Annotated in this window: 23 protein-coding genes and 1 pseudogene; 17 read left to right on the top strand and 7 right to left on the bottom strand. The window is 63.2% G+C overall.

The genetic code is table 11. From position 1 onward, the window contains the following. Position 1: 1 nt before the first annotated feature. Both ACWGPT_RS02340 and ACWGPT_RS02335 read right to left on the bottom strand, forming a co-directional pair. The gene (locus tag ACWGPT_RS02340; protein ID WP_452603951.1) at positions 2–502 is read right to left on the bottom strand and encodes an Hsp20/alpha crystallin family protein; all 501 of its coding nucleotides are present in this window, start codon (positions 500–502) and stop codon (positions 2–4) included. Next, entirely contained in the window at positions 499–3,309 is a 2,811-nt protein-coding gene (locus ACWGPT_RS02335) for an ATP-dependent Clp protease ATP-binding subunit (RefSeq protein WP_452603950.1), read from the bottom strand. The genes ACWGPT_RS02340 and ACWGPT_RS02335 overlap by 4 nt, the downstream gene beginning before the upstream one ends. 267 nt (positions 3,310–3,576) lie before the next feature. Here ACWGPT_RS02335 and arcD point away from each other — a divergent pair, with 267 nt between their 5' ends. From arcD to arcA, 5 genes are read left to right on the top strand one after another with little or no spacing between them, the layout of a single operon-like run. Beyond that, positions 3,577–5,067, top strand: coding sequence for an arginine-ornithine antiporter (gene arcD, locus ACWGPT_RS02330; protein ID WP_452603949.1), 1,491 nt, complete (start codon positions 3,577–3,579; stop codon positions 5,065–5,067). A gap of 12 nt (positions 5,068–5,079) precedes the next feature. Further along, positions 5,080–6,456, top strand: a complete 1,377-nt coding sequence (locus ACWGPT_RS02325; RefSeq protein ID WP_452603948.1) for an amino acid permease — start codon at positions 5,080–5,082, stop codon at positions 6,454–6,456. Next, positions 6,457–7,461: an ornithine carbamoyltransferase gene (locus ACWGPT_RS02320; protein WP_452603947.1), complete on the top strand. Its 1,005-nt coding sequence runs from the start codon at positions 6,457–6,459 to the stop codon at positions 7,459–7,461. A 5-nt stretch (positions 7,462–7,466) separates the two neighbouring features. Then, positions 7,467–8,411 carry a carbamate kinase gene (gene arcC / locus ACWGPT_RS02315; RefSeq protein ID WP_452603946.1) on the top strand — a complete coding sequence of 315 codons (945 nt, stop codon included), beginning with the start codon at positions 7,467–7,469 and terminating at the stop codon, positions 8,409–8,411. A gap of 11 nt (positions 8,412–8,422) precedes the next feature. Then, the gene (gene arcA, locus ACWGPT_RS02310; protein ID WP_452603945.1) at positions 8,423–9,661 is read left to right on the top strand and encodes an arginine deiminase; all 1,239 of its coding nucleotides are present in this window, start codon (positions 8,423–8,425) and stop codon (positions 9,659–9,661) included. A gap of 511 nt (positions 9,662–10,172) precedes the next feature. Here arcA and ACWGPT_RS02305 read toward each other — a convergent pair. Continuing rightward, positions 10,173–10,460, bottom strand: a complete 288-nt coding sequence (locus ACWGPT_RS02305) for a hypothetical protein (protein WP_452603944.1) — start codon at positions 10,458–10,460, stop codon at positions 10,173–10,175. Positions 10,461–10,788: 328 nt separating this feature from the next. Further along, positions 10,789–11,739: a LysR substrate-binding domain-containing protein gene (locus tag ACWGPT_RS02300; RefSeq protein ID WP_452603943.1), complete on the bottom strand. Its 951-nt coding sequence runs from the start codon at positions 11,737–11,739 to the stop codon at positions 10,789–10,791. A 143-nt stretch (positions 11,740–11,882) separates the two neighbouring features. Between ACWGPT_RS02300 and speB the strand changes: the two genes are divergently transcribed. The 10 genes from speB to ACWGPT_RS02250 all read left to right on the top strand — a co-directional run bounded on the left by speB (position 11,883) and on the right by ACWGPT_RS02250 (position 20,629). Beyond that, positions 11,883–12,941, top strand: coding sequence for an agmatinase (gene speB, locus ACWGPT_RS02295; RefSeq protein ID WP_452603942.1), 1,059 nt, complete (start codon positions 11,883–11,885; stop codon positions 12,939–12,941). Between the two features lie 72 nt (positions 12,942–13,013). Next, entirely contained in the window at positions 13,014–14,102 is a 1,089-nt protein-coding gene (locus ACWGPT_RS02290) for an ABC transporter substrate-binding protein (protein WP_452603941.1), read from the top strand. An 86-nt stretch (positions 14,103–14,188) separates the two neighbouring features. Continuing rightward, positions 14,189–15,223, top strand: a complete 1,035-nt coding sequence (locus ACWGPT_RS02285) for an ABC transporter ATP-binding protein (protein WP_452603940.1) — start codon at positions 14,189–14,191, stop codon at positions 15,221–15,223. After that, positions 15,220–16,074 carry an ABC transporter permease gene (locus tag ACWGPT_RS02280; RefSeq protein WP_452603939.1) on the top strand — a complete coding sequence of 285 codons (855 nt, stop codon included), beginning with the start codon at positions 15,220–15,222 and terminating at the stop codon, positions 16,072–16,074. Before ACWGPT_RS02285 ends, ACWGPT_RS02280 begins: the two co-directional genes overlap by 4 nt. Then, positions 16,074–16,868: an ABC transporter permease gene (locus ACWGPT_RS02275; protein WP_452603938.1), complete on the top strand. Its 795-nt coding sequence runs from the start codon at positions 16,074–16,076 to the stop codon at positions 16,866–16,868. Before ACWGPT_RS02280 ends, ACWGPT_RS02275 begins: the two co-directional genes overlap by 1 nt. Further along, the gene (locus tag ACWGPT_RS02270; RefSeq protein ID WP_452603937.1) at positions 16,865–17,635 is read left to right on the top strand and encodes a carbon-nitrogen hydrolase family protein; all 771 of its coding nucleotides are present in this window, start codon (positions 16,865–16,867) and stop codon (positions 17,633–17,635) included. The genes ACWGPT_RS02275 and ACWGPT_RS02270 overlap by 4 nt, the downstream gene beginning before the upstream one ends. A 223-nt stretch (positions 17,636–17,858) precedes the next feature. Next, a complete protein-coding gene (locus ACWGPT_RS02265; RefSeq protein ID WP_452603936.1) occupies positions 17,859–18,554 on the top strand; it encodes a DUF1538 domain-containing protein in 696 nt (231 codons plus the stop codon). Further along, a complete protein-coding gene (locus ACWGPT_RS02260) occupies positions 18,551–19,279 on the top strand; it encodes a DUF1538 domain-containing protein (RefSeq protein ID WP_452603935.1) in 729 nt (242 codons plus the stop codon). The genes ACWGPT_RS02265 and ACWGPT_RS02260 overlap by 4 nt, the downstream gene beginning before the upstream one ends. Positions 19,280–19,284: 5 nt before the next feature. Continuing rightward, positions 19,285–19,611 carry a P-II family nitrogen regulator gene (locus ACWGPT_RS02255; protein ID WP_452603934.1) on the top strand — a complete coding sequence of 109 codons (327 nt, stop codon included), beginning with the start codon at positions 19,285–19,287 and terminating at the stop codon, positions 19,609–19,611. A 34-nt stretch (positions 19,612–19,645) separates the two neighbouring features. Continuing rightward, the gene (locus tag ACWGPT_RS02250; protein ID WP_452603933.1) at positions 19,646–20,629 is read left to right on the top strand and encodes a zinc-dependent alcohol dehydrogenase family protein; all 984 of its coding nucleotides are present in this window, start codon (positions 19,646–19,648) and stop codon (positions 20,627–20,629) included. Positions 20,630–20,664: 35 nt separating this feature from the next. Here ACWGPT_RS02250 and ppsA read toward each other — a convergent pair whose 3' ends face one another. Next, entirely contained in the window at positions 20,665–23,058 is a 2,394-nt protein-coding gene (ppsA, locus tag ACWGPT_RS02245) for a phosphoenolpyruvate synthase (RefSeq protein ID WP_452603932.1), read from the bottom strand. 205 nt (positions 23,059–23,263) lie between these two features. Further along, positions 23,264–24,157, bottom strand: coding sequence for a helix-turn-helix domain-containing protein (locus ACWGPT_RS02240; RefSeq protein ID WP_452603931.1), 894 nt, complete (start codon positions 24,155–24,157; stop codon positions 23,264–23,266). A gap of 159 nt (positions 24,158–24,316) precedes the next feature. Here ACWGPT_RS02240 and ACWGPT_RS02235 point away from each other — a divergent pair, with 159 nt between their 5' ends. Both ACWGPT_RS02235 and ACWGPT_RS02230 read left to right on the top strand, forming a co-directional pair. Continuing rightward, positions 24,317–24,910, top strand: a complete 594-nt coding sequence (locus tag ACWGPT_RS02235; RefSeq protein WP_452603930.1) for an ABC transporter substrate-binding protein — start codon at positions 24,317–24,319, stop codon at positions 24,908–24,910. Then, positions 24,885–25,574, top strand: a pseudogene (locus tag ACWGPT_RS02230) (aldehyde dehydrogenase family protein); the annotation flags it as partial. The gene ACWGPT_RS02235 and the pseudogene ACWGPT_RS02230, both read left to right, overlap by 26 nt. A gap of 78 nt (positions 25,575–25,652) precedes the next feature. On the opposite strand, the gene ACWGPT_RS02225 reads toward ACWGPT_RS02230, so the two are convergent. Then, positions 25,653–26,306 carry a TerC family protein gene (locus ACWGPT_RS02225; RefSeq protein WP_452603929.1) on the bottom strand — a complete coding sequence of 218 codons (654 nt, stop codon included), beginning with the start codon at positions 26,304–26,306 and terminating at the stop codon, positions 25,653–25,655. Positions 26,307–26,364: the final 58 nt, after the last annotated feature.

The following is a 26,364-nucleotide window of genomic DNA, read 5'->3' as shown; positions in this document are numbered from 1 at the left end:
TTCAGGTGCGGATGTCGATCCGCCTGGTTTTCGAACTGGCTTTCTCGCTCTTTGGAAGCGTGATCTTCAGCACCCCGTTCTCGAAGTGAGCGTCGATCTTGTCGTCCTCCAGCTCGTAGCCGATCGGGATCCGCCGCTCGAACCGGCCGTAGAAGCGCTCGGAAAACTGGGTGCTCTTGTTTTCGGTTTCGGATGTCTTCTCGCCCTTCAGGGTCAGGACGCCATCTTCGAGGGACACTTCGATATCCTTCTGCTCCATGCCGGGCAGGTCGGCAACGATGCGGACTTCCTTCTCGTCGTCGGTGATATCGATCTTGGGCCAGACATCGGACCCGCTACCGAACCATTGCTGGCCCGACGTGCTCAACCGGAAGACCTCGTCGAACAGGCGATCGACGTCGTTGTGCAGCGATTGGAGCGGATCGCGACGGGATCCGGCGAGTGAACTCGGTACGTAGCTTTCGTGTCTGCGATGCCAGGGGATCAAACCGCGAATGCTCATTGTGCTGTCCTTTCCACGGTAGTTGTTTGATTGTCTTCGCTCGCCGTATCGGCCGCCTTCGTAACGTTCTCCCGCTTCGCAACCTGTTCGAATGAAACCTTGAGGTCTTCCGCATCCCAGCGGGCGCGTACGTGATCGCCGTCATGGATCTCGTCGCCCAGCATGGCCTTGGCGAGCGCTGTCTCGAGTTCGGCACGGATAAGGCGGCGCACTTCTCGCGCACCGAACTCGGGCCGGAAGCCGGCATCCGCGAAATGGTCCAGAAGCTGTTCGTCTATATCCAGGGTAACCCCCTGGGCATGGCTCGTGCGCTTGACCCGCTCCAGTTGCAGTTCCAGGATCGAGCGGATGTTGCTGCGGCTTAACGCATGGAAGATGATGATTTCGTCGATGCGGTTGAGGAACTCCGGCCGGAAATGGCGACGCAGGACCTCCATGATCTGAGGCTTGAGGTCCTCAGCGTCCTCCTCGGCGTCTTTCTCCGGCTCTCCCTCCCGCAGCCGGCTCTGGATGATGTCCGAACCGAGGTTTGACGTTGAGATCAGGATTGTGTTCGTGAAGTCGACGACCCTGCCTTTGCCGTCCGTCAGGCGACCGTCATCGAACACCTGCAACAGGATGTTGTGAACGTCAGGATGAGCCTTTTCTATCTCGTCGAGCAGGATGACGCTGTAGGGACGACGGCGGACCCTTTCGGTGAGCTGGCCGCCTTCGTCATATCCGACATATCCGGGAGGCGCGCCAATCAGCCGTGCGACGGCATGCCGTTCCATGTATTCGGACATGTCGATGCGGATCATCGCATCCTCGTCGCCGAAGACCGTCTCGGCGAGCACCTTGGCAAGTTCCGTCTTGCCGACGCCTGTTGGGCCGAGAAACATGAAGGTGGCGACGGGGCGGCTGTCTTCGCCAAGACCCGCCCGGGCGAGCCTTACGGCGTCGCTAACTGCTTTTACCGCCTCTTCCTGGCCGACCACGCGCTGCTGGAGGCGCTCCTCCATGTTGACGAGCTTCTGCCGCTCCTCGGTCGTCAGTTCGCTGACGGGCACGCCGGTCAGTTTTGAAACCACCTCCGCCACGTGTTCGGTACGTACCTCGGCGCTTCCCGATCCGCGCTTGCGGCGCCAGCGCGCGCTTGCCTTCTCCAGCGCCTTGCTTTTTTCCTCGTGCTGGCCCTCGAGCTCGGATGCGCGGTCGTACTGCTTGCGGGAGGTCGAATAGTCCTTTTCCCGCTTGAGCTGGCGCACTTCCGCCTCCAGTTCCTGCACGTCGGCGGGGCGGGACGTCGCGGAGATCTTCACCCGCGCGGCCGCCTGGTCGATGAGATCGATGGCCTTGTCGGGCAGGAAGCGTCCGGTGATGTAGCGGTCGGAGAGTTCTGCGGCGGCAATGATCGCCTCCTGGGTGATCGCGACCTTGTGGTGTGCTTCGAGCACGTCCCTCAGTCCGCGGAGTATCATGATCGTCTGCGCGACCGTCGGTTCCGGCACGAACACGGGCTGGAAGCGACGCTCGAGGGCCGCATCCTTCTCGATATGCTTCTGGTATTCGTTGAGGGTGGTGGCGCCGATCAGGTTAAGGTCGCCCCGTGCGAGCGCCGGCTTGAAGACGTTGGCAATATCAAGTCCTCCTTCGCCCCCACCTTGTCCCGCACCGACGATGGTGTGGATCTCGTCGATGAACACGACCAGTTCCTCGCGGTGTTCGGTCACTTCCTTCAGCACGTCCTGGACGCGCTCCTCGAACTCGCCGCGATATTTCGCGCCGGCAACCAGTGCGTTGATGTTGAGTTCGACCAGCCGCTTGCCCGCAAGCGATTCCGGCACCTCGCCGGCGACGATCCGCTGGGCGAGCCCTTCCACGATCGCGGTCTTGCCCACGCCGGGCTCTCCGATCAGCACCGGATTGTTCTTCCTGCGCCGGGCGAGAACCTCGATTGCCGTCTCGATCTCCTTCGCGCGACCGATCACCGGATCCAGTTGGCCGTCGCGCGCGAGCTTGGTCAGGTCACGGATATACTTGTCGAGGTTGGGCGTGTTGGTGGGCGTCTCGACCCGGCCGTCTTCCGCGCCGCGGCCGACGACCTTGGTAACCTGCTGGCGAATGGCCTGGGGTGTCAGCCCGTAGCCTTGCAGGATGTCGGCCGCTATGCCTTCGCCTTCTTCCGCCAGACCGATGAGGAGGTGCTCCGGGCCCACATATGAGTGGCCCATTTCCGCCGAGGCCTGCAGGGCCCGCGACAGGGCATCCTTCACGCGCGGGCTTACCCCGACCGCTTCGTCCTCGCTCTTGCGCTCGCTCTTCGGTTCCTGTTCCTCGATCTGGTGACGCAGATCGTCGACCGACAGCTTGAACTGCTTGAGAATGGTCGCGACGACGTCACTCTCCGTCAGGGCGTAGAGGAGATGCTCGGTGTCGACCTCACTGCTTCCGTTCTCGCTCGCACGGCGCGCGGCAGCCTGCAGGAGTTCCTCCGCGTTCTTGCTCAGGCGTTCGCCAAGGCTTCCCGCGGCGCGGCCGCCCTTGGTTTCGCGACGAGATGCGGGCGCACCCGCATCTTTCTCGTCGTCGTAATCCGCAAGCCCCGCCGATCCGAAGAAATCATCGCCGAAGAAGTCGTCGAACAGGCTTCCCCGCCGGGAACTGAAGAGCGACTCCAGCGGCGAGACGGGGTGACCCTGGCTTCGGCTCAGCCGGCGGTAGTCGACGTCGCACAGTTCCAGGATTGCGGTTTTCCCGTTGGAAACGACCCGCGCACGGACGACGGCGGGGCGGATGCCGCAAATGTCGCAAGTTCCGTTTGCCATGTCTTGGCTCCCTTCGCGAAAACTGCAGCAAAAGCGGTGATGCGCTCATCAATGAGTGTCGCTGCACGCCGCTCACTGCCTTTAGCCGACGCTGCGGCGGCTCACTGTCCGCCGAAGGAAAGGCGCGTCGCAGGACAGCATCCGGCTTGTTATTGCTAGCATTTGCCGAGCTTTGGCGAATTGACCGCACGCAATTACAACGAGGCAAGATTAGGGCAGCCTCATCAAGCCCATACTGCAATAAAATCCCCCAATCGGAGCAGCCCAATGTCCGACCTGCCGGCTGATTACTCTTCCAGCGATGCGAGCACGCCTGCCATCCGGACCGGAAACCTTACGCTGGTCCCGCTCATCGGCCTCGTCATAGGCTCGATGATCGGTGGGGGCGTCTTCAACCTCCCGAGCGACATGTCCCGCGGCGCCTCGCCACTTGCGATCATGATCGGATGGCTGATCACCGGCATCGGCATGCTGATGCTTGCCTTCGTCTATCAGGGTCTTGCGCTGCGCAAGCCACACCTCGATGCCGGGCCTTATGCCTATGCGAAGGCCGGCTTCGGCGATTTCATCGGTTTCAACAGCGCCTGGGGGTACTGGATCAGCGCGTTCCTCGGGAACGTCGCCTATGCAGTCGCGATCTTTTCGGCGCTTTCCTATTTCGCGCCGGTCTTCGGCGAAGGCAACAACGCGGTGTCCATCCTCGGGGCGTCGATCTGCCTCTGGGCGGTGCATTTTCTGGTGCTGAGAGGCGTCAAGGAAGCCGCGTTCGTCAATGTCGTGACCACCATCGCGAAACTCGTTCCGATCACCATCTTCATCCTTCTGGTGATCATCGCCTTCAACTTCGACATCTTCCTTTCCGCCTTCGACAACATGGGCCGTCCCACCGCCGACAGTCCCGGCCTCGGAAGCATGCTGGAGCAGGTGAAGAGCACCATGCTGGTGACCCTTTGGGTGTTCATCGGGATAGAGGGCGCCAGCGTCTATTCGGGGCGTGCGGCGAACCGGAAGGACGTCGGACGTGCGACCGTCATCGGCTTTGCCGGTGCCTTGCTGATCTACGTCCTGGTTTCGCTGCTCTCGACCGGGATCATGAACCAGCCCGAGCTTGCCGCGCAGAAAGTGCCATCGATGGCGGGCGTGCTCGCCCATGTCGTCGGCCCCTGGGGTGCCGGGCTCATCAATCTCGGCCTGGTCATCTCCGTGGGCGGCGCGTTCCTCAGCTGGACGCTCCTTTGCGCCGAAATCCCCTATACCTGCGGCAACGACGGGACGTTTCCGCGGTGGTTCGCCAAGGAGAACAGCAAGGGGGCGCCCGCCAACTCGCTTTGGGTCACGAACCTGGCCATCCAGGCGTTCCTGCTTCTCACCTACTTTGCGCAGGACGCCTACAACTTCTTCTACTTCATCGCCTCGGTCGCCATCCTGCCGCCCTACGTCTTTTCCGGGGCATATGCGCTGAAGCTGGCCCTGAGCGGTGAAAGCTACGAAGGGCAGGACGCCCAACGTCGCCGGGATATCTTCATCGGCGGGGTCGCGACCCTCTATGGCCTCTGGCTCGTCTATGCGGCCGGCCTGGAATTCCTCCTCATGGCGATGCTGCTCTTCGCGCCGGGCCTCATCATCTACGCCATCGCCTGCCGCCAGCGCAACGTCCGCGCCTTTGCCGGCATCGATCTGCTCGTCGCGATCGCCATACTCGGCCTCGCCCTTGTCGCCCTTTACCTGATCTGGACCGGCGCAATCAGCCCGTTCTGAGGGAGCATGATCATGGTGCGTCAACGAGACACCGCAAGGAGGCTTGGTGTTTCCGCGTGCACGGCGCTGGTCGTCGGAAACATGATCGGATCCGGCATCTTCCTCCTGCCGGCATCGCTCGCCTTCTATGGGCCGATCTCGATTGCCGCATGGGTTGTCACCTCGATCGGCGCCATCGCCCTCGCCATCCTCTTCGGGCGCCTGGCGCGCATGGTTCCGGGGACGGGTGGACCCTACACCTATACGAGGGAGGGCTTCGGCGAATTCGCCGGGTTCCTGATTGCCTGGGGATACTGGATCGCGCTTTGGGCCGGCAATGCCGGGGTGGCGGTCGCGTTCACCGGCTACCTCGGGCATTTCGTGCCGGGCGTATCGAGCGGGCCGCTTGCCCTTTTCGTGGCACTGGCAGTACTCTGGTTCATTGCATTGGTGAACATCCGTGGCGTCGGGTTCGCGGGCGCGGTCCAGATAGGCGCGACGCTGCTGAAGCTGCTGCCGCTTCTGGCGCTCGTCATCGTCGGTGTGGCGAGCGTGGACGTGTCCCGCCTGACCCCCGTCAATCCGAGTGGGATGGAGCCGCTTTCGGCCATTGCCGCGTGCTGCGCGCTGACCTTGTGGGCCTTCCTCGGTCTGGAGTCCGCGACTGTGCCGGGGGATGAGGTCGAGAACCCAAGTCGCACCATTCCCCTGGCCACGCTGGCCGGGACCTGCTTCGTGGCCGCCATCTACATCCTCGTCACCATTGTCGCGTTCGGGACCGTACCGCTTGCAGAACTGAGCGGCTCGAGCGCTCCGCTCGCGGTCGTGGCGGAAGAGCTATGGGGCACGTCCGGCGCCCTGCTCATCGGCGGCGGCGCCATCATATCGACGTTCGGTACGTTGAACGGCTTCACTCTTCTCGCCGGGCAGGTTCCCTACGGGGCGGCGCGGGACGGCGTATTTCCGGCGATCCTGGGCAAGGTCACCAAGGCCGGCGCTCCCGCGAACGCCCTGATCGCGTCAAGCCTGCTGTCCACGATCCTGATCACGATGAACTTCCAGCGCAGCCTCGTCGAGCAGTTCACCTTCATCATCCTGCTGGCGACGATGACAAGCCTCGTTCCCTACCTCTTCTGCGCCCTGGTCGAGCTTCTTCTCTACGCCACCAAGCCGCTGGTCTACCTGCCACCCGCTCGCCTCGACCACCTGGTGGCGCTCGCGACCGTCGCATTCCTCTTTTCCATGGGAGCGATCTACGGAGCCGGCTCCGAGATCGTCTTCTGGGGCTTTCTGCTGCTGATGAGCGGCCTGCCTGTCTTCGTCTGGATCAAGCACAGCAACCCCAAAGTAGTGCCTCTAGAAAGCCGCGCCGAAGCCGTCGCGCCGGCCCAACCGCTAAGGAGAGCGTAGATGTCGTTCAATCTCAGAAATCGGTCACTGCTCACGGTCCAGGACTACACGCAGCGCGAATTCCAGTACCTCCTCGACCTGGCGAGAGATCTCAAGCGAGCCAAGTATGCGCGCACGGAACAACAGCATCTGAGCGGGCGCGAGGTCGTGCTGATCTTCGAGAAGACCAGTACCCGCACGCGGTGCGCCTTCGAAGTGGCCTGCCACGATCAGGGGGCACATGTCACCTATCTGGATCCGGCCGGCTCGCAGATCGGCCACAAGGAATCTTTCAAGGACACTGCCCGCGTTCTGGGGCGGATGTTCGATGCCATTGAATATCGCGGCGCTTCCCAGTTCGGCGTCGAGCAGCTTGCGGAGTATGCGGGTGTTCCGGTCTATAACGGGCTCACCGACGAGTATCACCCAACCCAGATGCTCGCAGACCTGATGACGATGCGGGAGCATTCCGACCGGCCCGTGCACGACATCAAATATGCCTATGTCGGCGACACGCGCTCGAACATGGGCCACTCGCTCATGATCGCGGGCTGCCTCATGGGCATGGACGTGCGTCTGGCCGGACCGAAGGAGCTTTGGCCCTCGGATGAATTCACGTCCGTCGCCCGCGATCTCGAGAAGCGATACGGAGCGAAGCTCACCATCACCGAGGATCCGCAGGAAGCCGTAAAGGATGTCGACTTCATCCATACGGACGTCTGGGTCTCCATGGGCGAGCCGAAGGAAGTGTGGTCCGAGCGGATCAAGCTCCTGAAGCGCTACCAGGTGAACGCCGAGCTCATGAAGGCGAGCGGAAATCCGCGTGTGAAGTTCATGCATTGCCTGCCCGCCTTTCACGATACCGAAACGACGGTCGGCAAGGACGTGGCGGAGAAATTCGACATCCACAATGGTCTGGAAGTGACTGACGACGTCTTCGAAAGCGAGGCCAACGTGGCGTTCGAACAGGCGGAGAACCGGCTTCACACGATCAAAGCGCTTCTTGTGGCCACGATCGGGGAGTAACGCCGATGCTCATCGTAACAGCCCTCGGCGGCAACGCGCTCCTGCGGCGCGGACAGGCCCTGACAGCGGAAAATCAGCGGGAGAACGTTGCCATCGCGGCGCGTTCTCTTGCCCCAATCGCAATGGATCACAAGCTGGTGGTCGGTCACGGCAACGGGCCGCAAGTCGGGCTGCTGGCGCTTCAGAGCGCGGCCTATGCGGAGGTCGATCCCTATCCCTTCGACGTCCTCGGTGCACAGACCGAGGGCATGATCGGTTACATGATCGAGCAGGAACTCGGCAACCTTCTCCCGTTCGATAGACCGATCGCCACCCTTCTGACGATGGTCGAGGTGGACGCCAGCGATCCTGCATTCAGCAATCCGACTAAGTTCATCGGCCCCATCCACACCAAGGCCGAGGCCGATGCGACGGCCGCCGAGAAGGGATGGACGTTCAAGGCGGACGGCGATTCCTATCGCCGCGTCGTCGCGTCGCCCATGCCGAAGCGGATCTTCGAACTGCGTCCCATCCGCTGGCTGCTCGATCACAACACAGTCGTCATTGCTGCCGGTGGTGGTGGCATCCCGACCATGTACACGCCCGAAGACGAACGGCGGCTGGTCGGCGTCGAGTGCGTGATCGACAAGGACCTCGCGGCGGAGCTGATGGCCCGCGAACTCGGAGCGGACTTCCTCGCCATCCTGACCGATGTGGATTCCGTCTACGTCGATTGGGGAACCCCTACGCAACGCGCCATCAGAACCGCCTCCCCGGACGCTCTCGATGAGGTGAAGTTTCCTGCGGGATCGATGGGGCCGAAGGTCGAGGCGGCCTGCCGCTTCGTCCGCGCAACGGGAAACCGGGCCTGCATCGGTTCGCTGAAGGACCTCTCCGCCATGATCGAAGGCACTGCAGGCACCACCGTCACGCGAGACACGTCCGGGATCACGTACGTCGCGTCAAATTGAGGAGAAAGAACATGAGAGAATTCGGTGTTCATTCCGAAGCCGGCCGACTGAGGACGGTGATGGTGTGCCGCCCCGGGCTGGCACACAAGCGACTGACCCCGGGCAATTGCCGGGAACTGCTCTTCGATGACGTGCTCTGGGTGCAGGAGGCACAGAAGGAGCACTTCAACTTCTGCAACAAGATGCGGGAAGTGGGCGTCGAGGTCCTGGAGTTCCATGATCTGCTCGCGCAGACGCTTCAGGACAAGGAGGCGCGCGACTGGATCCTGGATCGCCGCGTCACTGCCAATCACGTCGGGCCCGGCATGGTGCCGGAACTCCGCCAGTGGCTCGACGAGATGCCATCGCAAAAACTCGCGGAGCATCTGATCGGCGGCATCGCCCGCTTTGAGCTGCCTTTCGAGACGCGCGCTATGTTCGGCCATTATCTGGAGCCGACCGATTTCGTTATACCGCCGGTGCCCAACACGCTGTTCACGCGTGACAATTCGTGCTGGATCTACGGCGGCGTGAGCCTCAATCCGATGTACTATCCGGCGCGCCGTCCGGAGACGCTCCTGACGACGGCCATCTACAAGTTCCACCCCGAGTTCAAGGGCGGGGACTTCAAGGTATGGTGGGGAGATCCGGACCAGGACTTCGGGCCCGCCACGCTGGAAGGCGGCGACGTGATGCCGGTCGGAAACGGGGTCGTGCTCGTCGGCATGGGCGAACGCAGCACCCCCCAGGCAGTCGGCCAGCTTGCGACCGCGCTGTTCAAGCAGGAGGCGGCCACCCGGGTTGTCGCCTGCCAGATGCCGCGGTCACGGGCCGCCATGCACCTCGATACCGTCTTCACGCTTTGCGATCGCGATGTGGCCAACATCTTCCTCGAGGTGTGCAGCCAGATCAAATGCTACAGCCTGCGTCCGGGCGACAAGGAAGGCGAGATCGACTACGCCGTCGAGGACAAGCCCTTCCTCACCGAAGAAGGGACGGGGGTCGCGGCGGAATCAATGGGGCTTCAGCGCCTCAACGTGATCACGACGGGAGGCGACTACTACGAGCAGGAGCGCGAGCAATGGGATGACGGCAACAACGTCGTCGCACTGTCTCCCGGGGTCGTCGTCGCCTACGAGCGCAATTCCTACACCAACACCAAGCTTCGCAAGGCCGGAATAGAGGTCATCACAGTGGAAGGCGATGAACTGGGCCGCGGGCGGGGCGGCGGGCACTGCATGACCTGCCCGATCTTGCGGGACCCTGTTTGAGTTGAAAGTGGTTCTGCTGCCTTGCCCCGAGGGCGACCAGGTCCTTGCGGGCAAGGCAATTTTCCAAGTGCCGCTCCCCCCTTACATGCTCGCAGCCATCACCTCCCCGTGGTGAGGTGCGCGACCGTATCGCCTTCGGCGACCTTGGGGAAATTCGTCCGAATGAAAACACCTTGAACGCCAGACCGTTGGGTCCGGTGCAGGAGGGGTTTGCTGCACGCCCCGACCATTCGCCCGGAGGGCTAGATTTCGCGGGTTGCACGGCGCAGATTTATGGCGCTAAATCGATTAGCTTTTGCATCCTATTGCGGGCTCCTGCGTTGAAGAGCATAGTACTAAAGTCCCCCTTGACGAGACTTTCAGGCGGCAACCAGACGGAATGATCAACTGGCCGTCCAATGGCCTGGTTTGGTAGCCTCACTGTCAACTGCAAAGGACGACCACCGTGTGCGTATTGGCGGTTTACGGGGCGAATTATTCCAGTGCGTTCATCAGTCTTGATGGAAAAGGGTCATTTCTGCTTTTCGGTCAGGCTGAGGCGAAGGCTCTTGAACTTTGCGTCCAGCACCTCGCAAGCGAACCGGCGAGCGCCCGCGTCGATTTCTACCGAGACCTCCTCAACGACCATCCTCTTTGTGGCGCTGACGGTCTGCTGATGAAGTTCGTCAAACCATGATAGATCGTCCGTGCCTTTCACCTGCGCGAGCGCCAGCAATGTGGTCCCCAACGCGTCCTGAAGGGCAAGCGCGGTAGCGCCAAGAAAAGCCTCAGCGTTATCTTTATCGTAGAAATTCGTCATCCAAATGCCCCCTGTGTATCGAGCATGCATTGAACAATTATGGGAGTCAATTTCGAGTTGGCGGAGTGGGGTATCCGGCATTACTCGGTCCCAAGCAACACGCGCGGCCGTCCCGAGGCGGCCTCAAACTAATGGCGATTGAAGAAGTTCCGGTCCTCGGGGAGACCGTGTCGGGCTTATTTTAAAATCTTCCGGCGGTATCGCCACCTGCGACAATCGCCAGCATTCTTCAAGTAATTTTGGCGATACACCACGGCGGGATCTTCTGCAAGAAAAGAGCACGTGTGGTCATTGATGGCATCACGTCAGTTGCACGTCGGCAACTCCATCAGTTCCTGGAGGTGGCCTTGCTTCTCAGAAGAGTTCTGCCGAGACTTGAAGGCTCAGGCAGGCGGTCTGCCTCCAGCGAGGCGAAGAGCCAGTCGATGAACACCCGGACGATGGGCGCGGCGCGCATTTCCTGGCGACAGGCGACGTAGAACGCATCGTTGGCCGGCACGCTGAGGTCGAAGGGAACCAGGAGCCCGCCTTCGGCAATCAGCTTTGCTGCGGTTATCGTATCCCCGAGTGCAACGCCCTGTCCCTGGAGAGCCGCTTCCGTGGAGAAGCGCGCGTCCCCCATGAAGTGTTGCCGGCGCCGGGGGATCTCCGCGCCGTCGGCGGCAGAAAGCCACGTGTTCCATTCGCGGCCGTCCGTATCGCCGTGCAGGAGGACATGGTCTTCCAGGTCCTTCATCGACCGAAGCGGCCTGCTGTTGAGCAAGGTCGGACTGGCGACCGGAAAGAGCTGCAGATTGCTCCAGAGGCGCGTCCAGGCATCCGGCCAGTTGCCATCGCCATAGAGGATGCAGACGTCCACATCCGAGGAATGGAGGTGGCGGGGTTCGTTGGACGCGGCAAGCTTCAGCGTCACGTCCGGGTATCGATCCGTGAACGATGACAGTCGCGGAACGATCCAGAAGGACAGGAGCGCGGGAACGCAGGTGATCGAGAGGCTGCCCCGGGTCGCGGGTCGTTGCATCTGCGCGGTCGCCGCCGCAATCCCGCTGAAGGCCTGGGTTACAGCCGGCAGCAGAAGGGCGCCTGCGGCCGAGAGCTTCATGCGCTTTCCGCCCCGTTCGAAGAGCGCAGTAGCAAGCGATTCCTCGAGCGTTCGCAACTGATGGCTCACGGCGCCATGGGTTACGCGAAGCTCGCGCGCGGCAGCCGACACGGAGCCGAGGCGCGCCGTCGCCTCGAATGCGCGAAGCGGGTTCAGCGGTGGCAGACGACCGTTCATCCTTTCTCCCATGTGAGAATTTCTCACAGAGACTGCTAGTACATCGTGAATTGCATTTCCAGCGGGTCTTTGTCGATAATGCTCAAAACAAAGGCGACCGGTTTGCGGGAGCTAAAATTAGGCATGCATAGAGGGGTCACGCGATGGCGCTAGAGGACGACAAGCTCAAGGACCTGCGCGAGAAGTACGGGACGGGGCACGGCGGCAATCTCTACGATCCCGATTTCCGCAAGGTCGCGGAGAAAATCTTCTCGAAGAGCGGGAGCAGGATCGCTCCCTATGCGGGCGTTCCGACGTTTCTTTCCGCTCCCTTCATGCAGGTCGATGCGGAAGATCCCTCGTTCGGCGACCTGCAGGTCGCGATCACCGGCGTTCCGATGGATCTCGGTGTGACGAACCGGCCGGGATCGCGTTTCGGGCCGCGGGCATTGCGGGCAATCGAGCGGATCGGCCCCTACAATCATGTGCTGAAGACGGCGCCGGTCTTCGATCTGCGCGTCGCAGACATCGGCGATGTGCCGCTCCGCAGTCGCTACGATCTCGAAATGTGCCATCAGGACATCGAGAAACGCTTCACGCAGATCGTTGAGGCGGGCGTTTTGCCGCTTGCTGTCGGCGGCGACCATTCGATCAGCCAGTCGATCCTGAAGGCGGTGGGGCGAAATGCGCCCGTCGGAATGATCCACATCGACGCGCATTGCGACACGAGCGGTCCCTTCGACCACAGCAAGTTTCACCACGCCGGCCCGTTCCGCAACGCGGTGCTCGATGGCGTGCTGGATCCGACACGGACGATCCAGATCGGCATTCGCGGCGCGGCGGAATACATCTGGGAGTTTTCCTATGCGTCCGGCATGACGGTCATCCATGCCGAGGACGTCTCGGGCCTCGGAATACCGGCGATCATCGAAAAGGCGAAGGCAGTGGTCGGTGATGGTCCCACCTACCTGTCCTTCGACATCGACAGCCTCGACCCAGGCTTCGCGCCCGGTACCGGCACGCCCGAGATCGGCGGCCTGACGACCCGGGAAGTCCTGGAGATCATCCGCGGATTGAAGGGGATCAACCTCGTCGGTGGCGACGTGGTTGAGGTCGCGCCGCAGTATGATCCGACAAGCAACACCGCGCAGGCCGGCGCGCAGATGCTGTTCGAGATACTCAGCCTGATGGTGTTCAGCCCTTCCGTCACGGGCAAACCCTGACATAGACTGGCAACAAGAGTGGGAACTGGCCGGGCAGGCAGAGAACCTGCCGGCAAAACAAAGGAGAAAGACATGGGTAAGATCTTGAACATGCGGCCCACCCGCCGCGCGGTGCTCGGCGCCGGCCTGGCAGGTGCCTCCATGCTGGCGATGCCGTCCATCCTTCGCGCGCAGGACCGTTCCCTGAAGGTCGGCGTCTATGGGGGCTACTTCAAGGATTCGTTCGACAAGAACATCTTCCCGGAGTTCACCAAGGCGACCGGGATCGCGGTGGAATCCATCGCCGAGCCGACCGGTGAGGCCTGGCTGGTGCAGCTGGAGCAGGCAGCCCGGGCCGGACAGGCGCCCGCGGACGTTTCGATGATGTCGCAGGTGGCGCTTTTGAAGGGGCAGTCGACGGAGCTCTGGGCGCCGCTCGACATGGCGAAGATCGCAAACGCCTCCGGCCTGATCGATACCTTCGTCAACAAGTATCCGGACGGTCGCGTCGCCGGCATCGGCGCCGTGTCCTGGTACATCACGCTGGTGACCAATACCGATAGCTATCCCGAGGCGCCGACGTCCTGGGCAGCCCTGTGGGATCCGGCAAATGCCGACAAGCTTGGCCTTCTCGCGCTGGTCTCCAACTCCTTCCTTCTCGAAGTCACGGCGAAGACGCATCTCGGCGGGACCGACGTGCTGGCCACCGAGGAAGGCATCCTCAAGGCGCTGGAAAAGCTTGCGGAGGTAAAGCCGAACGTCCGTCTCTGGTATCGCGACGAGGCCCAGTTCGAACAGTCGCTGAAGTCGGGCGAAATCCCGATGGGCCAGTACTATCACGACGTAACCGGCCTCGCCGCCGCCGACGGCCATCCGGTACGTTCGACCTTCCCGAAGGAAGGCGGCATCCTCGATTCCGGCAGCTGGGCTCTCTCCCGCGCCTCCGAAAAAGCCGAGGAAGCGCATGTCTTCATCGACTACATGTGCCAGCCGTCCGTCCAGGCAACGCTGTCGCGGAAGGTCGGAACCTCGCCGACGGTCAAGCGCGATCTCCTCGACCTGACCGCGGAAGAGTTCGCGGCGGTATCATCCGACATCGATCCGATCATCCCGCGCTACGAGATGTACCAGCAGAGGTCCGACTTCCTGAACCAGAAGTGGACGGAAATGATCGCTGGCTGATCCCGCGATAGCCATCCTCGCCCGTGAGGGGGAGGATGGCCTTCTCCCGAAGACGAGAGCTTCCCGAAAGGTCGAGCGCAGAGCAGATGTCCGGACTTAACCTCAGCCATGTGACGAAAGAGTTCGGCGCGTTCAAAGCGGTGAACGATGTCAGCCTGTCGGTCCCCGACGGGACATTCGTCTGCCTCCTCGGTCCCTCCGGATGCGGCAAGACCACGCTGATGCGGATGGTGGCGGGTCTCGACCTTCCCACCGAAGGTTCGATCACACTGGGCGGCGAGGATATTACCCGCGTCCCGACCCACAAGCGCAATCTCGGCATGGTGTTCCAGTCGCTGGCGCTCTTCCCGCATCTCACCGTCGGCGAGAACATCGCCTACGCGCTACGCATCCGCGGCGTTTCGAGGAGCGACCAGAAGAAACGGGTCGACGAACTCCTGTCGATGATCCACCTGCCGGGCTTTGCAGATCGCTCCGTCAACAAGCTCTCCGGCGGGCAGCGCCAGCGGATCGCCATTGCCCGCGCGCTCGCCATCTCTCCGAAGCTCTTCCTGCTGGACGAGCCGCTGTCGGCGCTGGATGCCAAACTGCGCGAGGCGATGCAGGTCGAACTGCGCCAGTTGCAGCAGCGCCTCGGCATCACCACGATCGTCGTCACCCACGACCAGCGGGAGGCGATGACCATGGCCGACACCGTCGTGGTCATGAATGGCGGCGAAATCCGTCAGGCGGCGGCCCCCGTCGACATCTATCGGCACCCGGCCGATTCCTTCGTCGCTGATTTCATCGGCTCGACGAACCTTATTCCCTTCACCGCCGACGCCACCGGACAGGCTTCCATCTGCGGTTCCACCGTGCGGGGCCTCCCGCTCGGCACCCTGAAGAGCGGGACCATTTCCGTTCGCCCGGAGGATGTACAGGTCGTGGCGCCGGCGGAAAGCAGCCTGAACGGCACGGTCACCTTCGTGCGTGACCTGGGCGGCAGTGTCGAGACATTCATCGAGGCAGGCGGCGAGCAGATCGTCGCCGTTTCCGCGCCCCGCTCGCGACCGGACGTGGCGGTCGGGCAGACCGTTGGCCTGCGCTTCGATCCCGAGACAAGCGTGGTGCTGGCGAAATGAGACGGGAGGCGCCGCAGCGACTGGCGGATTACGGGCCGCTTTTCTTTCCGGCCGGGATGCTGATCGTCTTCTTCGTCATCCCCTTCGCCACGATGATCGCCGTCTCCTTCTTCGAGCGGCAACAGGGCGGCTTCTACGAGCCGGCCTTCGTCCTCGACAATTACGGGCGCTTCCTCAGCCTGTTCTTCGGCAAGGTGCTCGGTTTCTCGCTCTTCCTGGCCATGGCCGTTGCAGCCGCCTGCGTCGCGATCGGCGTGCCCTTCACCTATCTTCTCTCCAGCGCCTCGAGACGGGTGCAGGTCTGGTGGCTCGTTGCCCTGCTGTCGATCCTGTCGCTTTCCGAGGTGATGATCGGGTTCGCCTGGTCGACCCTGTTGTCGCGCACGGCGGGGATCACCAACCTTTTCGTCATGCTCGGCCTCATGGACGGCCCGCAGGCTCTGACGCCGAGCTTTGGCGCGGTGATGACGGCGATGACCTATCAGGCGCTCCCCTATACGGTGCTCGTTCTTTATCCGGCGCTCGTCAGGCTCGACCCGACGCTTACGGAGGCGGCACGCACGCTGGGGGCCTCGCCCCTCAAGGCCTTCTTCTCGGTCGTGGTGCCGGCGCTGCGCAACACAATCCTCGCCACGTCGATCATGGTCTTCATCTTCGCCCTGGGCTCGTATCTGCTCCCGCAGTTGCTCGGCAGGCCGCAGCACTGGACGCTTTCGGTGCTGATCACCGATCAGGCAATATACCAGTCCAACATGCCGTTTGCCGCGGCGATGGCCGTCTTCCTCGTGCTCGTTTCGCTCTCGCTGGTGGGGCTTGCCCTTTACGCCGGACGGCAAAGGGAGGCGGTGTGATGACTGCCCTCAAACGCCTGTTCTTCCTTGCGATCGGCCTGTTCCTTGCGCTGCCCCTGATCGTCGTGGCGGGCGTCTCCGTCAACGAGAAACAGACGCTTGCCTTTCCGCCGCAGGGCTTTTCCCTCTCCTGGTATGGGGAGATATTCACCAACAACGAGTGGCGAAGCGCACTTGTCGCCTCCCTCGTCCTGGCGGCAACGTCGGCAGCGCTTGCCCTGTTGATCGCCCTTCCGCTCGCCTGGTTCCTGTGGCGGCGGGTGGCGCCCTGGGCGAACATCTTCCAGGTTCTCGGGGTCGCGCCATTCACCCTGCCGCCGGTCATAACGGCGCTCGGCCTTCTCACCTTCTGGGCGACAAGCGGCTTCTACGGCCAGCCGTGGACCGCCGTCATCGGCCACGCGATCTTCTTCGTCACCCTGCCGCTGGTAACGTTGTCGCTGGGTTTTTCGGCGATCGACCGGTCACTGGTGGAAGCTGCGGCGACCATGGGCGCCGACGACCGGACGATCTTCCGCACCGTGATCTTTCCGCTGATCCTGCCCTACATGGTTTCCGGCTACGCCTTTGCCTTCGTCCTGTCGCTCAACGAATATATCGTGGCCTACATGACGGTGGGCTTCACCATGGAAACGCTGCCCATCAAGATCTTCAACGCGCTGCGCTACGGCTATACGCCCACCATGGCTTCGGTTACCGTCTTCTTCCTGGCGATCGCGGCGCTGGTATTCGGCGCGATCGCAAGGTTCGGGGATCTGCCGAAGCTGCTGGGAGCCATGACGAACGACCGATGATGATCGCCGGATATCAGATGCAGTCGGTGCCGGGCGCCGTCGAGACCAATCTCGACAGGATCGCCAGCGCGGCCGCCAGCGCCGCCGAGCAGGGCGCTAGGCTTCTGGTCACGCCGGAGCTTGCCCTCAATGGCTACGGCTCGGCCCATCTCGTGTGGGAAACGGCCCTGCCGCTCCATTCGCCACAGATCGAGCGCCTGTCGCGCCTGGCCGCCGACCATGATCTGGCGATCGTTGCCGGCTTTGCCGAATCCGACGATGGTGCAGTCTACAACAGCGCCGTCCTTGTCGATCCATCGGGAAAACGCACCGTCTACCGAAAATCCCATCTCTACGGGCCTTATGAGCGCCAATGGTTTCGTGCCGACGAACCCCGCGCGGTGATCGCGGATGTCGATGGCCTCCGTGTCGGGATGCTGATCTGCTACGACGTGGAATTCCCGGAAAACGTGCGCCGGCTGGCGAAGGCGAACGTCGATCTCGTGGTCGTGCCGACGGCGCTTCCCGTGGGATGGTCAGGGAGTTTCATCGCCGAGCATATGATCCGGGTGAGGGCCTTCGAGAACCAGGCCTTCGTCGCCTATATCAACAACTGCCGTGCGGACGAGAATTTCTCCTATGCGGGCCTGTCATCGATAGCAGCGCCCGACGGCACTCTGCTGGCGAAGGCGCCTGCGGATGACGAGGTGCTGCTCTTCGCCGAAATAGATCCCGCGGCATTCTCAGTGTCCCGTTCCGAAAATACCTGTCTGGCCGACCTGCGCTAGCCGCTCATCCGCGATGATCCCGCTCCCGACCGGGACAGGGATGTTGCACTCCGCATTTCCGCGCGAATTGATAGCGGTCAACAACCGCCTCGTATGCTCTACTATAATGATGGGATTCGAGGCTGGCTGGGGTCGATGCGGGAGGGGTGATGACGAAGAATTCGTGCAATCAGGTGGGCAGCGGACCGAGGGACAATCTGCTTGCCGGTGATGCGCCAGCGCCATGATCCGGATCCTGGGAAGCAAGCTGGGCGAGGTGCTGAAGGCGGTCATGCCGCTTATCGCCGTCGTTACCGTTCTGCAGATGACTGTCATTCACGCGCCAATCGAACTCTTCATTCAGTTCCTGGTCGGCTCGGCGCTCGCGATAGCTGGCATGATCCTGCTGTTCCTGGGAATAGACCTCGGCATTCTGCCGATGGGGCGCTTCATCGGGGCGGAGCTGCCGAGGCGGGGGTCGCTCCTGCTGATCGTCGGCGTCGCATTCGCAACGGGCTTCGCGACCACCGTCGCCGAGCCTGACGTCCTCGTCCTTGCCACGCAGATCGGCGTCGTTTCCGGGAATTCGGTGTCGGGCCAGGTGGTGCTCTACGCGGTCGGGATCGGCGTGGCGGTGCTGACCGCGGTCGCGATGGTCAGGATTATCTTCGGATGGTCGATCCGGATGCTGATCACCGGAGCCTATCTGCTGATGCTGTTGCTTGCCTTCCTTGCGCCCGCCGATTTCGTGCCGATGGCCTTCGATGCCGGCAGCGTGACGACCGGCGTGCTGACGGCGCCGGTGGTGATTGCGCTCGCGATCGGGCTGAGCTCAGTCCTTGCCGGACGTTCGGCGATCACGGATGGCTTCGGCCTGCTGGGACTGGCGTCCACCGGTGCAATCCTTGCCGTTCTCGGAATGGGGCTCGTCTGGCAATGATCGAAGCGCTCGCAAGCGATATCGTTCCTGCCGCCTCGAGCGTGGCGCTGGCGCTCGTGCCGCTCGTGATCATGTTTCTGATTGCCCAGATCTTCATGCTGAAACTCCCCCTACGGACCGTGAAGGACATCCTGCTCGGAACGGCGCTCGCCGCCGGCGGGCTGTTCCTCTTCCTGCTCGGCGTCGGGATCGGCTTCCTGCCGTACGGCCGGGCAATCGGCGAAGCCGTGGGCGGAATGCGGGAGCCCTGGCTCCTTGTCGGAGCGGGTCTCTTTCTCGGCTTCGTGACGACCTGGGGAGAACCTGCTGTCCGCATCCTCGCCGACCAGGTCGAGGAAGCGTCCAACGGTTCGATACCCGGTTTCCTCGTCCTCAATGCGGTCTGCGTGGGGGTGGCGATCTGGGCGGCTCTCGGCATGCTCAGAGTTGGCTACGGCATGCCGTTGCTCTACCTTCTTCTTCCCGGCTACGGACTGGCGATCCTCATGCTCTGGATCAGCGACAAGGATTTCGTGGCCATTGCGATCGACGCCGGAGGTGTCGCCACCGGCCCGCTTGCCAACACATTCCTTCTGGCGATCGCCCTTGGGGCGTCGGCGGCCGTGGAGGGACGCAACCCGGTGGTCGATGGACTGGGTTTCGTCGCGCTGGTAGCTTTGGCGCCGATCATATCGGTGATGGCGCTTGGACTTCTGATGGGCAGAATGAAACGAACCGAGGGATAGGCGAGATGTTGGATCCGTGTCTGATCGTAAGCATTGTTCGGAAGGGTTGGGGTGACGTGGTGCTCGAGGCGACCATGAACGCCGGGGCGCATGGCGGCACGGTGCTGATGGGGCGCGGAATCGGGCGCAATGAACAGCAGCGCGTCTTCGGCATTCAGATCGAACCTGAAAAGGAGATCGTGCTGACGGTCGTACCGGCAGAGCAGCGCGAAGCCGTTCTTCGCGAGGCGGAGCGGGCGGGAGAACTCAACGCGCCCGGCAAGGGGCTCGCATTCGTCCTGCCGCTCGAAAAGGTGGTCGGGATCGTCCACCTCGTGAGCGAGATGCCCTGACGCACGTTCGTACCCTGGCGTGGAGGATATCGGCATGCGGGCAATGGTATTGCAGGACATCGGCGAGCCACTGGTTCTTTCGGAACGGCCGGATCCCGTTCCCGGGCCAGGGGAACTGCTGGTTCGGGTCGAGGCATGCGCCGTCTGCCGCACCGATCTCCATGTCGTCGACGGCGACCTCTCCAGCCCGAAACTGCCGCTCGTTCCGGGACACGAGATCGTCGGCCGTGTCGAGGCGGTGGGCGAGGGCGTGTCGAGCGACAAGCTCGGTCTTCGTGTCGGGATACCGTGGCTCGGGTACACCTGCGGACATTGCGAATATTGCCTGAACGGGCGGGAGAACCTCTGCGACGAGCCGCAGTTCACCGGCTATACCCGCGATGGAGGCTTCGCGACCCATGTGGTTGCGGATCAGGATTACGCCTTCGAGCTTCCGGAGGGCGAGGACCCGGTCTCGCTCGCGCCCCTCCTATGCGCCGGGCTCATCGGCTGGCGATCCCTCAAGATGGCGGGCGAGGGGAAACGGATCGGCCTTTACGGCTTCGGCGCGGCGGCGCACATCATAGCGCAGATCTGCATCTGGCAGGGCCGCGAGGTCTTCGCGTTCACGAAATCCGGGGACGTGCAGGCGCAGGAATTCGCCAGAAGCCTCGGCGTCAGCTGGGCGGGAGCTTCGGGTGATACGCCGCCAGAGCTTCTCCATGCGGCGATCATTTTCGCGCCGGTGGGGGAACTCGTGCCGCAAGCCCTCAAGGTGGTGAGGAAGGGCGGACGCGTCGTGTGCGGCGGGATACACATGAGCGACCTGCCGGCGATGCCCTATTCGCTCCTGTGGGAGGAGCGGAGCATCGCCTCGGTCGCCAACCTGACGCGGGAGGATGCGTTGGAATTCTTTCCCGTCGCCCGGGCGGCAGGGGTAAGGACCCATACGGTTCGCTATCCGTTGACGGAGGCGAATGCGGCGCTCGACGATCTGCGCGCCGGTAGACTGTCGGGGGCGGCGGTCCTCGTTCCCTGACGGATGGGGCGGCACCGCGCAACTCAGCCTCCCGGTCAGGTGGCGTAGCGGCGTCCTTCGGCCTCCGCCACCCGCCTCTTCACGGCGACGAAGCTGTCGGGGCTGACGGAGATGCTGTCGATGCCGCAGTCTACGAGGAATTCCGCGAACTCCGGATGGTCGCTCGGCGCCTGGCCGCAGAGGCCGATCTTGGCACCGGCCCTGCCGGCTTCGGTGATCACGCTGCGGATCATCCACTTCACCGCCTCGTCCTGCTCGTCGAAGAGGTCGGCGAGCTCTCCTGAATCGCGGTCGACGCCCAGGGTCAGCTGGGTGAGGTCGTTCGAGCCGATCGAGAACCCGTCGAAGTGCTGCGCGAACTGCTTCGCGAGGATGACGTTGGAGGGGATTTCGCACATGACGTAGACCTGCAGGCCGTCTTCCCCCCGCTTCAGTCCGTTTTCTGCCATCACTTGCAGTACTTTCTCCGCTTCGGCGACGGAGCGGCAGAAGGGGATCATCACGACCACGTTCCGGAAGCCGAGATCTGTGCGAAGCTTCCGGATTGCCCGGCACTCCAGCGCGAAACCTTCGCGGTAGCGGGGCGAATAGTATCGTGATGCGCCGCGGAATCCGAGCATCGGGTTTTCCTCCCGGGGCTCGAACTCCGCGCCTCCGACGAGACCTGCGTATTCGTTGGTCTTGAAGTCGCTCATCCGCACGATCACCGGCCTCGGGTAAACGGTCGCCGCGATGCGGGCGAGGCCTTCCGATAGCCGATCGACGAAATACTGGGACTTGTCCTCGTAGTCGGCGGTCAGCTCGGCAATCTCGTTCCTGGCGGCCTCATCCCTCAGGCGGTCGAAATGCACCAGCGCCATGGGATGGATGCGGATCGCATTGCTGATCACGAACTCCATGCGTGCGAGACCGACGCCGTCGGCCGGCAGCTTCCACCATCGAAAGGCCGCGCCGGGGTTCGCGAGGTTCAGCATGACCTTGGTTTCGGTCGGCGGGATGTCGTCCATGTTCAGCGTTTCGACGTCGTATTCCGCGATACCCTCGTAGACCATGCCCTCGTCACCCTCCGCACAGGAGACGGTGATCGCCTCGCCGGTGTGCAGGACGCGCGTGGCGTCCCCGGTCCCCACCACCGCCGGCAGGCCCAGTTCGCGGCTGACGATGGCCGCATGGGAGGTGCGCCCGCCATGGTCCGTGACGATGGCTGCGGCTCTCTTCATGATGGGGACCCAGTCCGGGTCCGTGGTGGAGGTCACGAGGATCGAGCCGTCGATGAACTGGTCGATATCCCTGGCGGTCTCAATCAGGCAGACCTCGCCGGAGACGATCGCATCGCCGATGGAAAGCCCGCTGACGAGGGGCTTTCCCCGGCTCTTGATGTGGTATGCCTTGAAGATGGCCGCCGCCCGGTTGGACTGGACCGTCTCCGGCCGGGCCTGCACGATGTAGAGGCGGCCGGTCTCGCCGTCGCGGGCCCATTCCATGTCCATCGCGCATCCATAGTGCCGCTCGATCGTCGTGGCCCAGCGCCCCAGTTGCAGGATTTCGTCGTCGTCCAGCACGAAGGCTTCCCGCTCGGCCTTCGAGGTCGGCACGTTGCGCGTCGGCTGCTCGCCGGTGCCGTAGATCATCTTGATGGCCTTGGCGCCCTTCTTCCGGGCGATGACGGGGCGCAGCGCCGGCTGGCCGAGGAAGGGCTTGAAGACCTGGTACTCGTCCGGATCGACCGCGCCCTGGACGACATTCTCGCCCAGCCCCCAGGCGGCGTTGATCAGCACGACCTTGTCGAAGCCCGTCTCGGTATCGATCGAGAACATGACGCCGGATCCGCCGATGTCGGACCGCACCATCTGCTGAACGCCGATTGAAAGGGCGACCTTCATGTGGTCGAAGCCCTTCGCCTGCCGGTAGGAAATGGCGCGGTCGGTAAACAGCGAGGCGAAGCAGCGCCGGCACGCATCGAGGAGCGCCTTTTCGCCGGAGACGTTGAGGAAGGTTTCCTGCTGTCCCGCAAAGCTTGCGTCCGGAAGATCCTCGGCCGTCGCGCTCGAACGGACGGCAACGCTGACGTCTTCGCGGCCGGCCCGCCTAGACAGCTCGCGATAAGCTTCGGTTATCGCCTCCGCCGTCGCCCTGGGCCACTCGCCGCGGAGGAAAAGCTTGCGTATGGCCGCACCGGTTTCGGCCAGGCTGGCCTTTCCCGTCGTCCAGTCGGTGGTCAGCGCCACCATGGCGTCGCGGATGCCGTTTTCGTCGACGTAATCCCAGTAGGCGTCGGCGGTGGTGGCGAAGCCCCGTGGAACATCCACGCCTTCCTGCTGGAGCGTCTGGATCATTTCTCCAAGGGAGGAGTTCTTGCCCCCGACCCTTGCGACGTCGACCCGCCTTAGTTTCTCGAACCAGACGACGGGAGCACGGGCATCGTTCATTGCTGACCTCCAGGACTGCGGCAGGCGCCGGATAGGCTTCCTCGCAAGCAGGGACGCTAGCCCGCGGGCGCGGCTGCAACCATGATCCTGATCAAGAACGCAGACAAGTCGCCATTCGTCCCGACTGTCTGCCGCGAGACGTGTAGAGGGAGGCGTTTGGCATCCTTTATCTTCGACGAGATTGGACCGCCGATGCCCCGGGCGATCAGGGCCAGGCGGCGAAATTGGTTTCCTGCTGCGTCCGCCTCAACGCCGTGTCCTGGCGGTGGGCGCGGGGCGAATGCCCAGCCGTCCGCTTGAAGAAACGGCTGAAATAGGCGGGGTCCTTGAAGCCGAGGACGTTGGCGATCTCGGCGATCTGCATGGTGCTCCCGTCCAGAAGCATTGCGGCCTCCGCAACGAGGCGGCTGTGGACCAGTTCCATCGGTGTCCTGCCTGTCGATCGGCGCACGGCGGTGTTGAGGCGGTCCGCGGTGACCCCCAGGGCGTCCGCGTATTCCGCGACGGACCAGTGCTCGCGCGCGTGAAGCTCGACCAGGTGGACGAAGCCGCGGAGGATCATGCGGGGCGAGGGCTGGGCCTGCTCGGAGGAGGGCTTCGACAACCGCCAGACATGCAGCAGCAGGAGCGCCAGGTGGTGACGGACGGCGTCCTGTGCGCCGGGCATGTCGAGGCGCAGTTCCTGATCGATCGCGGTGATGGTGGACAGCAGGTGGCGCGCGTCGGCGCCCGCCAGCCGGGCACCGAGGATCGGGCGGGTGATCGCGTCGCGCACCTGCGAGAAGATTGCCCCGGTCGGCATTGCCGAACCCAGGAGGAGGTCCGGAATGGCAAGCGCGCCGCCCTCAGCGCCGGCATCGAAGAGGATCGCCCCGTGCTTGTCGGCGGGTATCCAGACCACGGCGGGGCCGGCGACCGGTACGTCCCGGTCCGCGAATGTCAGGTTCGCTGCTCCGGACTGGAGGACGAAGATGCGGCTTCGCCTGCCACGGAAGGTCCACCCCGTGCTCGAAAGTCCGCCGTGAAAGAGGCGGGCCTCCATGGGGTTGGACGAGGCGGCGAATTTCGTGGCGGCCGAGGGGGCAGATGCGGATTTCATGCAGGGGTCCCGGTTCCCGTGAAAAGTACCAGTATCTCCTGTGAAAGTCTATTTCATCGGTGCCAACACCTGCTAGCTTCTCAGGGTCTGACCGGTCACACCTCTGTTGGGGCCGGGAAGGTCATTACGGCCCGGTGGAGCGGGCCATGGGAGGACATCATGAAGAATTTGCTACGCAGGCACATCCTGCGCACGACGGCGCTGGCCGTCACTACGCTTGCACTTGGCATGGGTGGGGTTGCTTCCGCTCAGGATCGCACTTCGGTCAAGATCGGCTATGCGCTGTCGCTCACCGGTCCCAACGCCGGCGGTACCGGCATCACGACGCTGCCCAACTACCAGCTCTGGGTAAAGGAAGTGAACGAAGCGGGCGGCCTGGAAATGCCCGACGGCAAGCGGCTGCCGATCGAAGTCGTGGAATATGACGACCGTTCCTCCGCGGAGGAACTCGTGCGGGCCTTGCAGCGCCTCGCAACCCAGGACGAAGTCGATTTCATCCTGCCGCCGTGGAGCACCGGCTATAACCTGGCCGCGGCACCGCTGCTCGACCGCTACGGCTATCCGCACCTCGCCGCCACTTCCGTGACCGACAAGGCGCCCGAATTCGTGCAGCGCTGGAAGAAAAGCTTCTGGATGCTCGGCGGAGGTCATGACTATACCGGGGCGCTGGCCAAGGTCCTGACCGATGCGGCCGACAAGGGGACGATCAACAAGAAGGTCGCGATGAAAGGCGCCGCTCGTCGTGCTGGATGACGCGGATGTGGGCGAGGCGGTCGCCGCGGCCGCGTTCGGCGCCTACATGAACCAGGGCCAGATCTGCATGTCGACGGAGCGCCTGGTCGTCGACGAGAAGATCGCCGACGAGTTCGTGGAAGCGATGGCGGCCAAGGTGCGCACGCTGAAGGCCGGGGATCCGCGCCGCAGCGATTCACCGCTCGGGTCGCTGGTCGACCTGAAGGCGGCGCAGCGCGTGGAAGCGCTGGTGAAGGATGCCGTGTCGAAGGGCGCCGTTCTTGCGGCGGGCGGCGGCAGCGAGGGAACGCTGATGGATGCGACCCTTCTCGACCGTGTCACGCCTGCAATGCGCATCTATGCCGAGGAGAGCTTCGGGCCTGTTGCCTCCGTCGTTCGGGTCGGCTCGATCGACGAGGCAGTCAGGATCGCCAACGACACGGAATACGGCCTGTCAGCCGCGGTTTTCGGTCGCGACGTCAACCGCGCCATGAGCGTGGCCCGCCGCATCGAGACCGGCATCTGCCACATCAACGGCCCGACCGTGCACGACGAGGCGCAGATGCCGTTCGGGGGCGTCAAGAATTCGGGATACGGGCGCTTCGGGGGCAAGGCCGGTATCGCGGAGTTCACGGAACTCCGCTGGCTGACCGTGCAGGACGGCCATCTTCATTACCCCATCTAGGATATCTTCGGGCCTCAACGAAAATGGCGCAGCAATCGCTGCGCCATTTTGCGTTCCGGTGTCTGAAATGACCGGCTGTCAGATCGGCACGTAGGGCGTCACCTCGTTGAAGCCGCGCCAGATCATTTCGAGAGCGACGTAGAGGATGACCGCAAGCCCGACATAGGCAATCCAGCGGTGCTTGTGGAGAAGGCGCGCGATGAAGGTCGCGGCCAGACCCATCAGGGCAATCGACAGCGCAAGACCGAAGATCAGTACGATCGGATGCTCCCGCGCGGCACCGGCGACGGCCAGGACGTTGTCGAGCGACATCGAGACGTCGGCGATGACGATCTGCCAGGCGGCCTGGGCAAAGGTCTTGCGGGGCGCGGCGCCCGCGACGGTGCCGTCGGCGTTGAGATCGGCATCCTCGAGCGCCTCGTTCGCATCCGCTTCCTCGGCATGAGTGGTGCGCAGTTCGCGCCACATCTTCCAGCAGACCCAGAGAAGCAGAACGCCACCTGCGAGAAGCAGACCGACGATCTGCAGCAGCTGCGTGGTCGCCCCGGCAAACACGATGCGAAGCAGCGTGGCGGCGATGATGCCGATGAGGATGGCCTTGTTGCGTTGTTCCTTGGGAAGTCCTGCTGCTGCGAGGCCGATGACGATCGCATTGTCGCCCGCCAGCACCAGGTCAATCATGATGACCTGCAGGAAGGCCGTAATCACTTCCTGCGAAAATATTTCGCCCATTTTTCACCCTGTCCTTTTCTGCGGGACCCGGAGCTAAGCGTCGCTGACCATCCTCCCC

The sequence above is a fragment of the Pseudorhizobium sp. NPDC055634 genome, from assembly GCF_053618655.1.
The sequence above is the reverse complement of the archived record's forward strand: the minus strand, read 5'-3'. Positions and strand labels throughout refer to the sequence as shown.

Bases quoted from the DNA above. Each gene is read 5' to 3' on its own strand.
- arcC (WP_452603946.1), top strand. From the start codon at position 7,467: ATGCTCATCGTAACAGCCCTCGGCGGCAACGCGCTCCTGCGGCGCGGA.
- speB (WP_452603942.1), top strand. From the start codon at position 11,883: ATGGCGCTAGAGGACGACAAGCTCAAGGACCTGCGCGAGAAGTACGGG.
- ACWGPT_RS02325 (WP_452603948.1), top strand. From the start codon at position 5,080: ATGGTGCGTCAACGAGACACCGCAAGGAGGCTTGGTGTTTCCGCGTGC.
- ACWGPT_RS02235 (WP_452603930.1), top strand. From the start codon at position 24,317: ATGAAGAATTTGCTACGCAGGCACATCCTGCGCACGACGGCGCTGGCC.
- ppsA (WP_452603932.1), bottom strand. From the start codon at position 23,058: ATGAACGATGCCCGTGCTCCCGTCGTCTGGTTCGAGAAACTAAGGCGG.
- ACWGPT_RS02225 (WP_452603929.1), bottom strand. From the start codon at position 26,306: ATGGGCGAAATATTTTCGCAGGAAGTGATTACGGCCTTCCTGCAGGTC.
- ACWGPT_RS02265 (WP_452603936.1), top strand. From the start codon at position 17,859: ATGATCCGGATCCTGGGAAGCAAGCTGGGCGAGGTGCTGAAGGCGGTC.
- ACWGPT_RS02240 (WP_452603931.1), bottom strand. From the start codon at position 24,157: ATGAAATCCGCATCTGCCCCCTCGGCCGCCACGAAATTCGCCGCCTCG.
- ACWGPT_RS02285 (WP_452603940.1), top strand. From the start codon at position 14,189: ATGTCCGGACTTAACCTCAGCCATGTGACGAAAGAGTTCGGCGCGTTC.
- ACWGPT_RS02300 (WP_452603943.1), bottom strand. From the start codon at position 11,739: ATGAACGGTCGTCTGCCACCGCTGAACCCGCTTCGCGCATTCGAGGCG.
- ACWGPT_RS02335 (WP_452603950.1), bottom strand. From the start codon at position 3,309: ATGGCAAACGGAACTTGCGACATTTGCGGCATCCGCCCCGCCGTCGTC.
- ACWGPT_RS02255 (WP_452603934.1), top strand. From the start codon at position 19,285: ATGTTGGATCCGTGTCTGATCGTAAGCATTGTTCGGAAGGGTTGGGGT.
- ACWGPT_RS02270 (WP_452603937.1), top strand. From the start codon at position 16,865: ATGATGATCGCCGGATATCAGATGCAGTCGGTGCCGGGCGCCGTCGAG.
- ACWGPT_RS02275 (WP_452603938.1), top strand. From the start codon at position 16,074: ATGACTGCCCTCAAACGCCTGTTCTTCCTTGCGATCGGCCTGTTCCTT.
- ACWGPT_RS02280 (WP_452603939.1), top strand. From the start codon at position 15,220: ATGAGACGGGAGGCGCCGCAGCGACTGGCGGATTACGGGCCGCTTTTC.
- arcA (WP_452603945.1), top strand. From the start codon at position 8,423: ATGAGAGAATTCGGTGTTCATTCCGAAGCCGGCCGACTGAGGACGGTG.
- arcD (WP_452603949.1), top strand. From the start codon at position 3,577: ATGTCCGACCTGCCGGCTGATTACTCTTCCAGCGATGCGAGCACGCCT.
- ACWGPT_RS02320 (WP_452603947.1), top strand. From the start codon at position 6,457: ATGTCGTTCAATCTCAGAAATCGGTCACTGCTCACGGTCCAGGACTAC.
- ACWGPT_RS02340 (WP_452603951.1), bottom strand. From the start codon at position 502: ATGAGCATTCGCGGTTTGATCCCCTGGCATCGCAGACACGAAAGCTAC.
- ACWGPT_RS02290 (WP_452603941.1), top strand. From the start codon at position 13,014: ATGGGTAAGATCTTGAACATGCGGCCCACCCGCCGCGCGGTGCTCGGC.
- ACWGPT_RS02305 (WP_452603944.1), bottom strand. From the start codon at position 10,460: ATGACGAATTTCTACGATAAAGATAACGCTGAGGCTTTTCTTGGCGCT.
- ACWGPT_RS02260 (WP_452603935.1), top strand. From the start codon at position 18,551: ATGATCGAAGCGCTCGCAAGCGATATCGTTCCTGCCGCCTCGAGCGTG.
- ACWGPT_RS02250 (WP_452603933.1), top strand. From the start codon at position 19,646: ATGCGGGCAATGGTATTGCAGGACATCGGCGAGCCACTGGTTCTTTCG.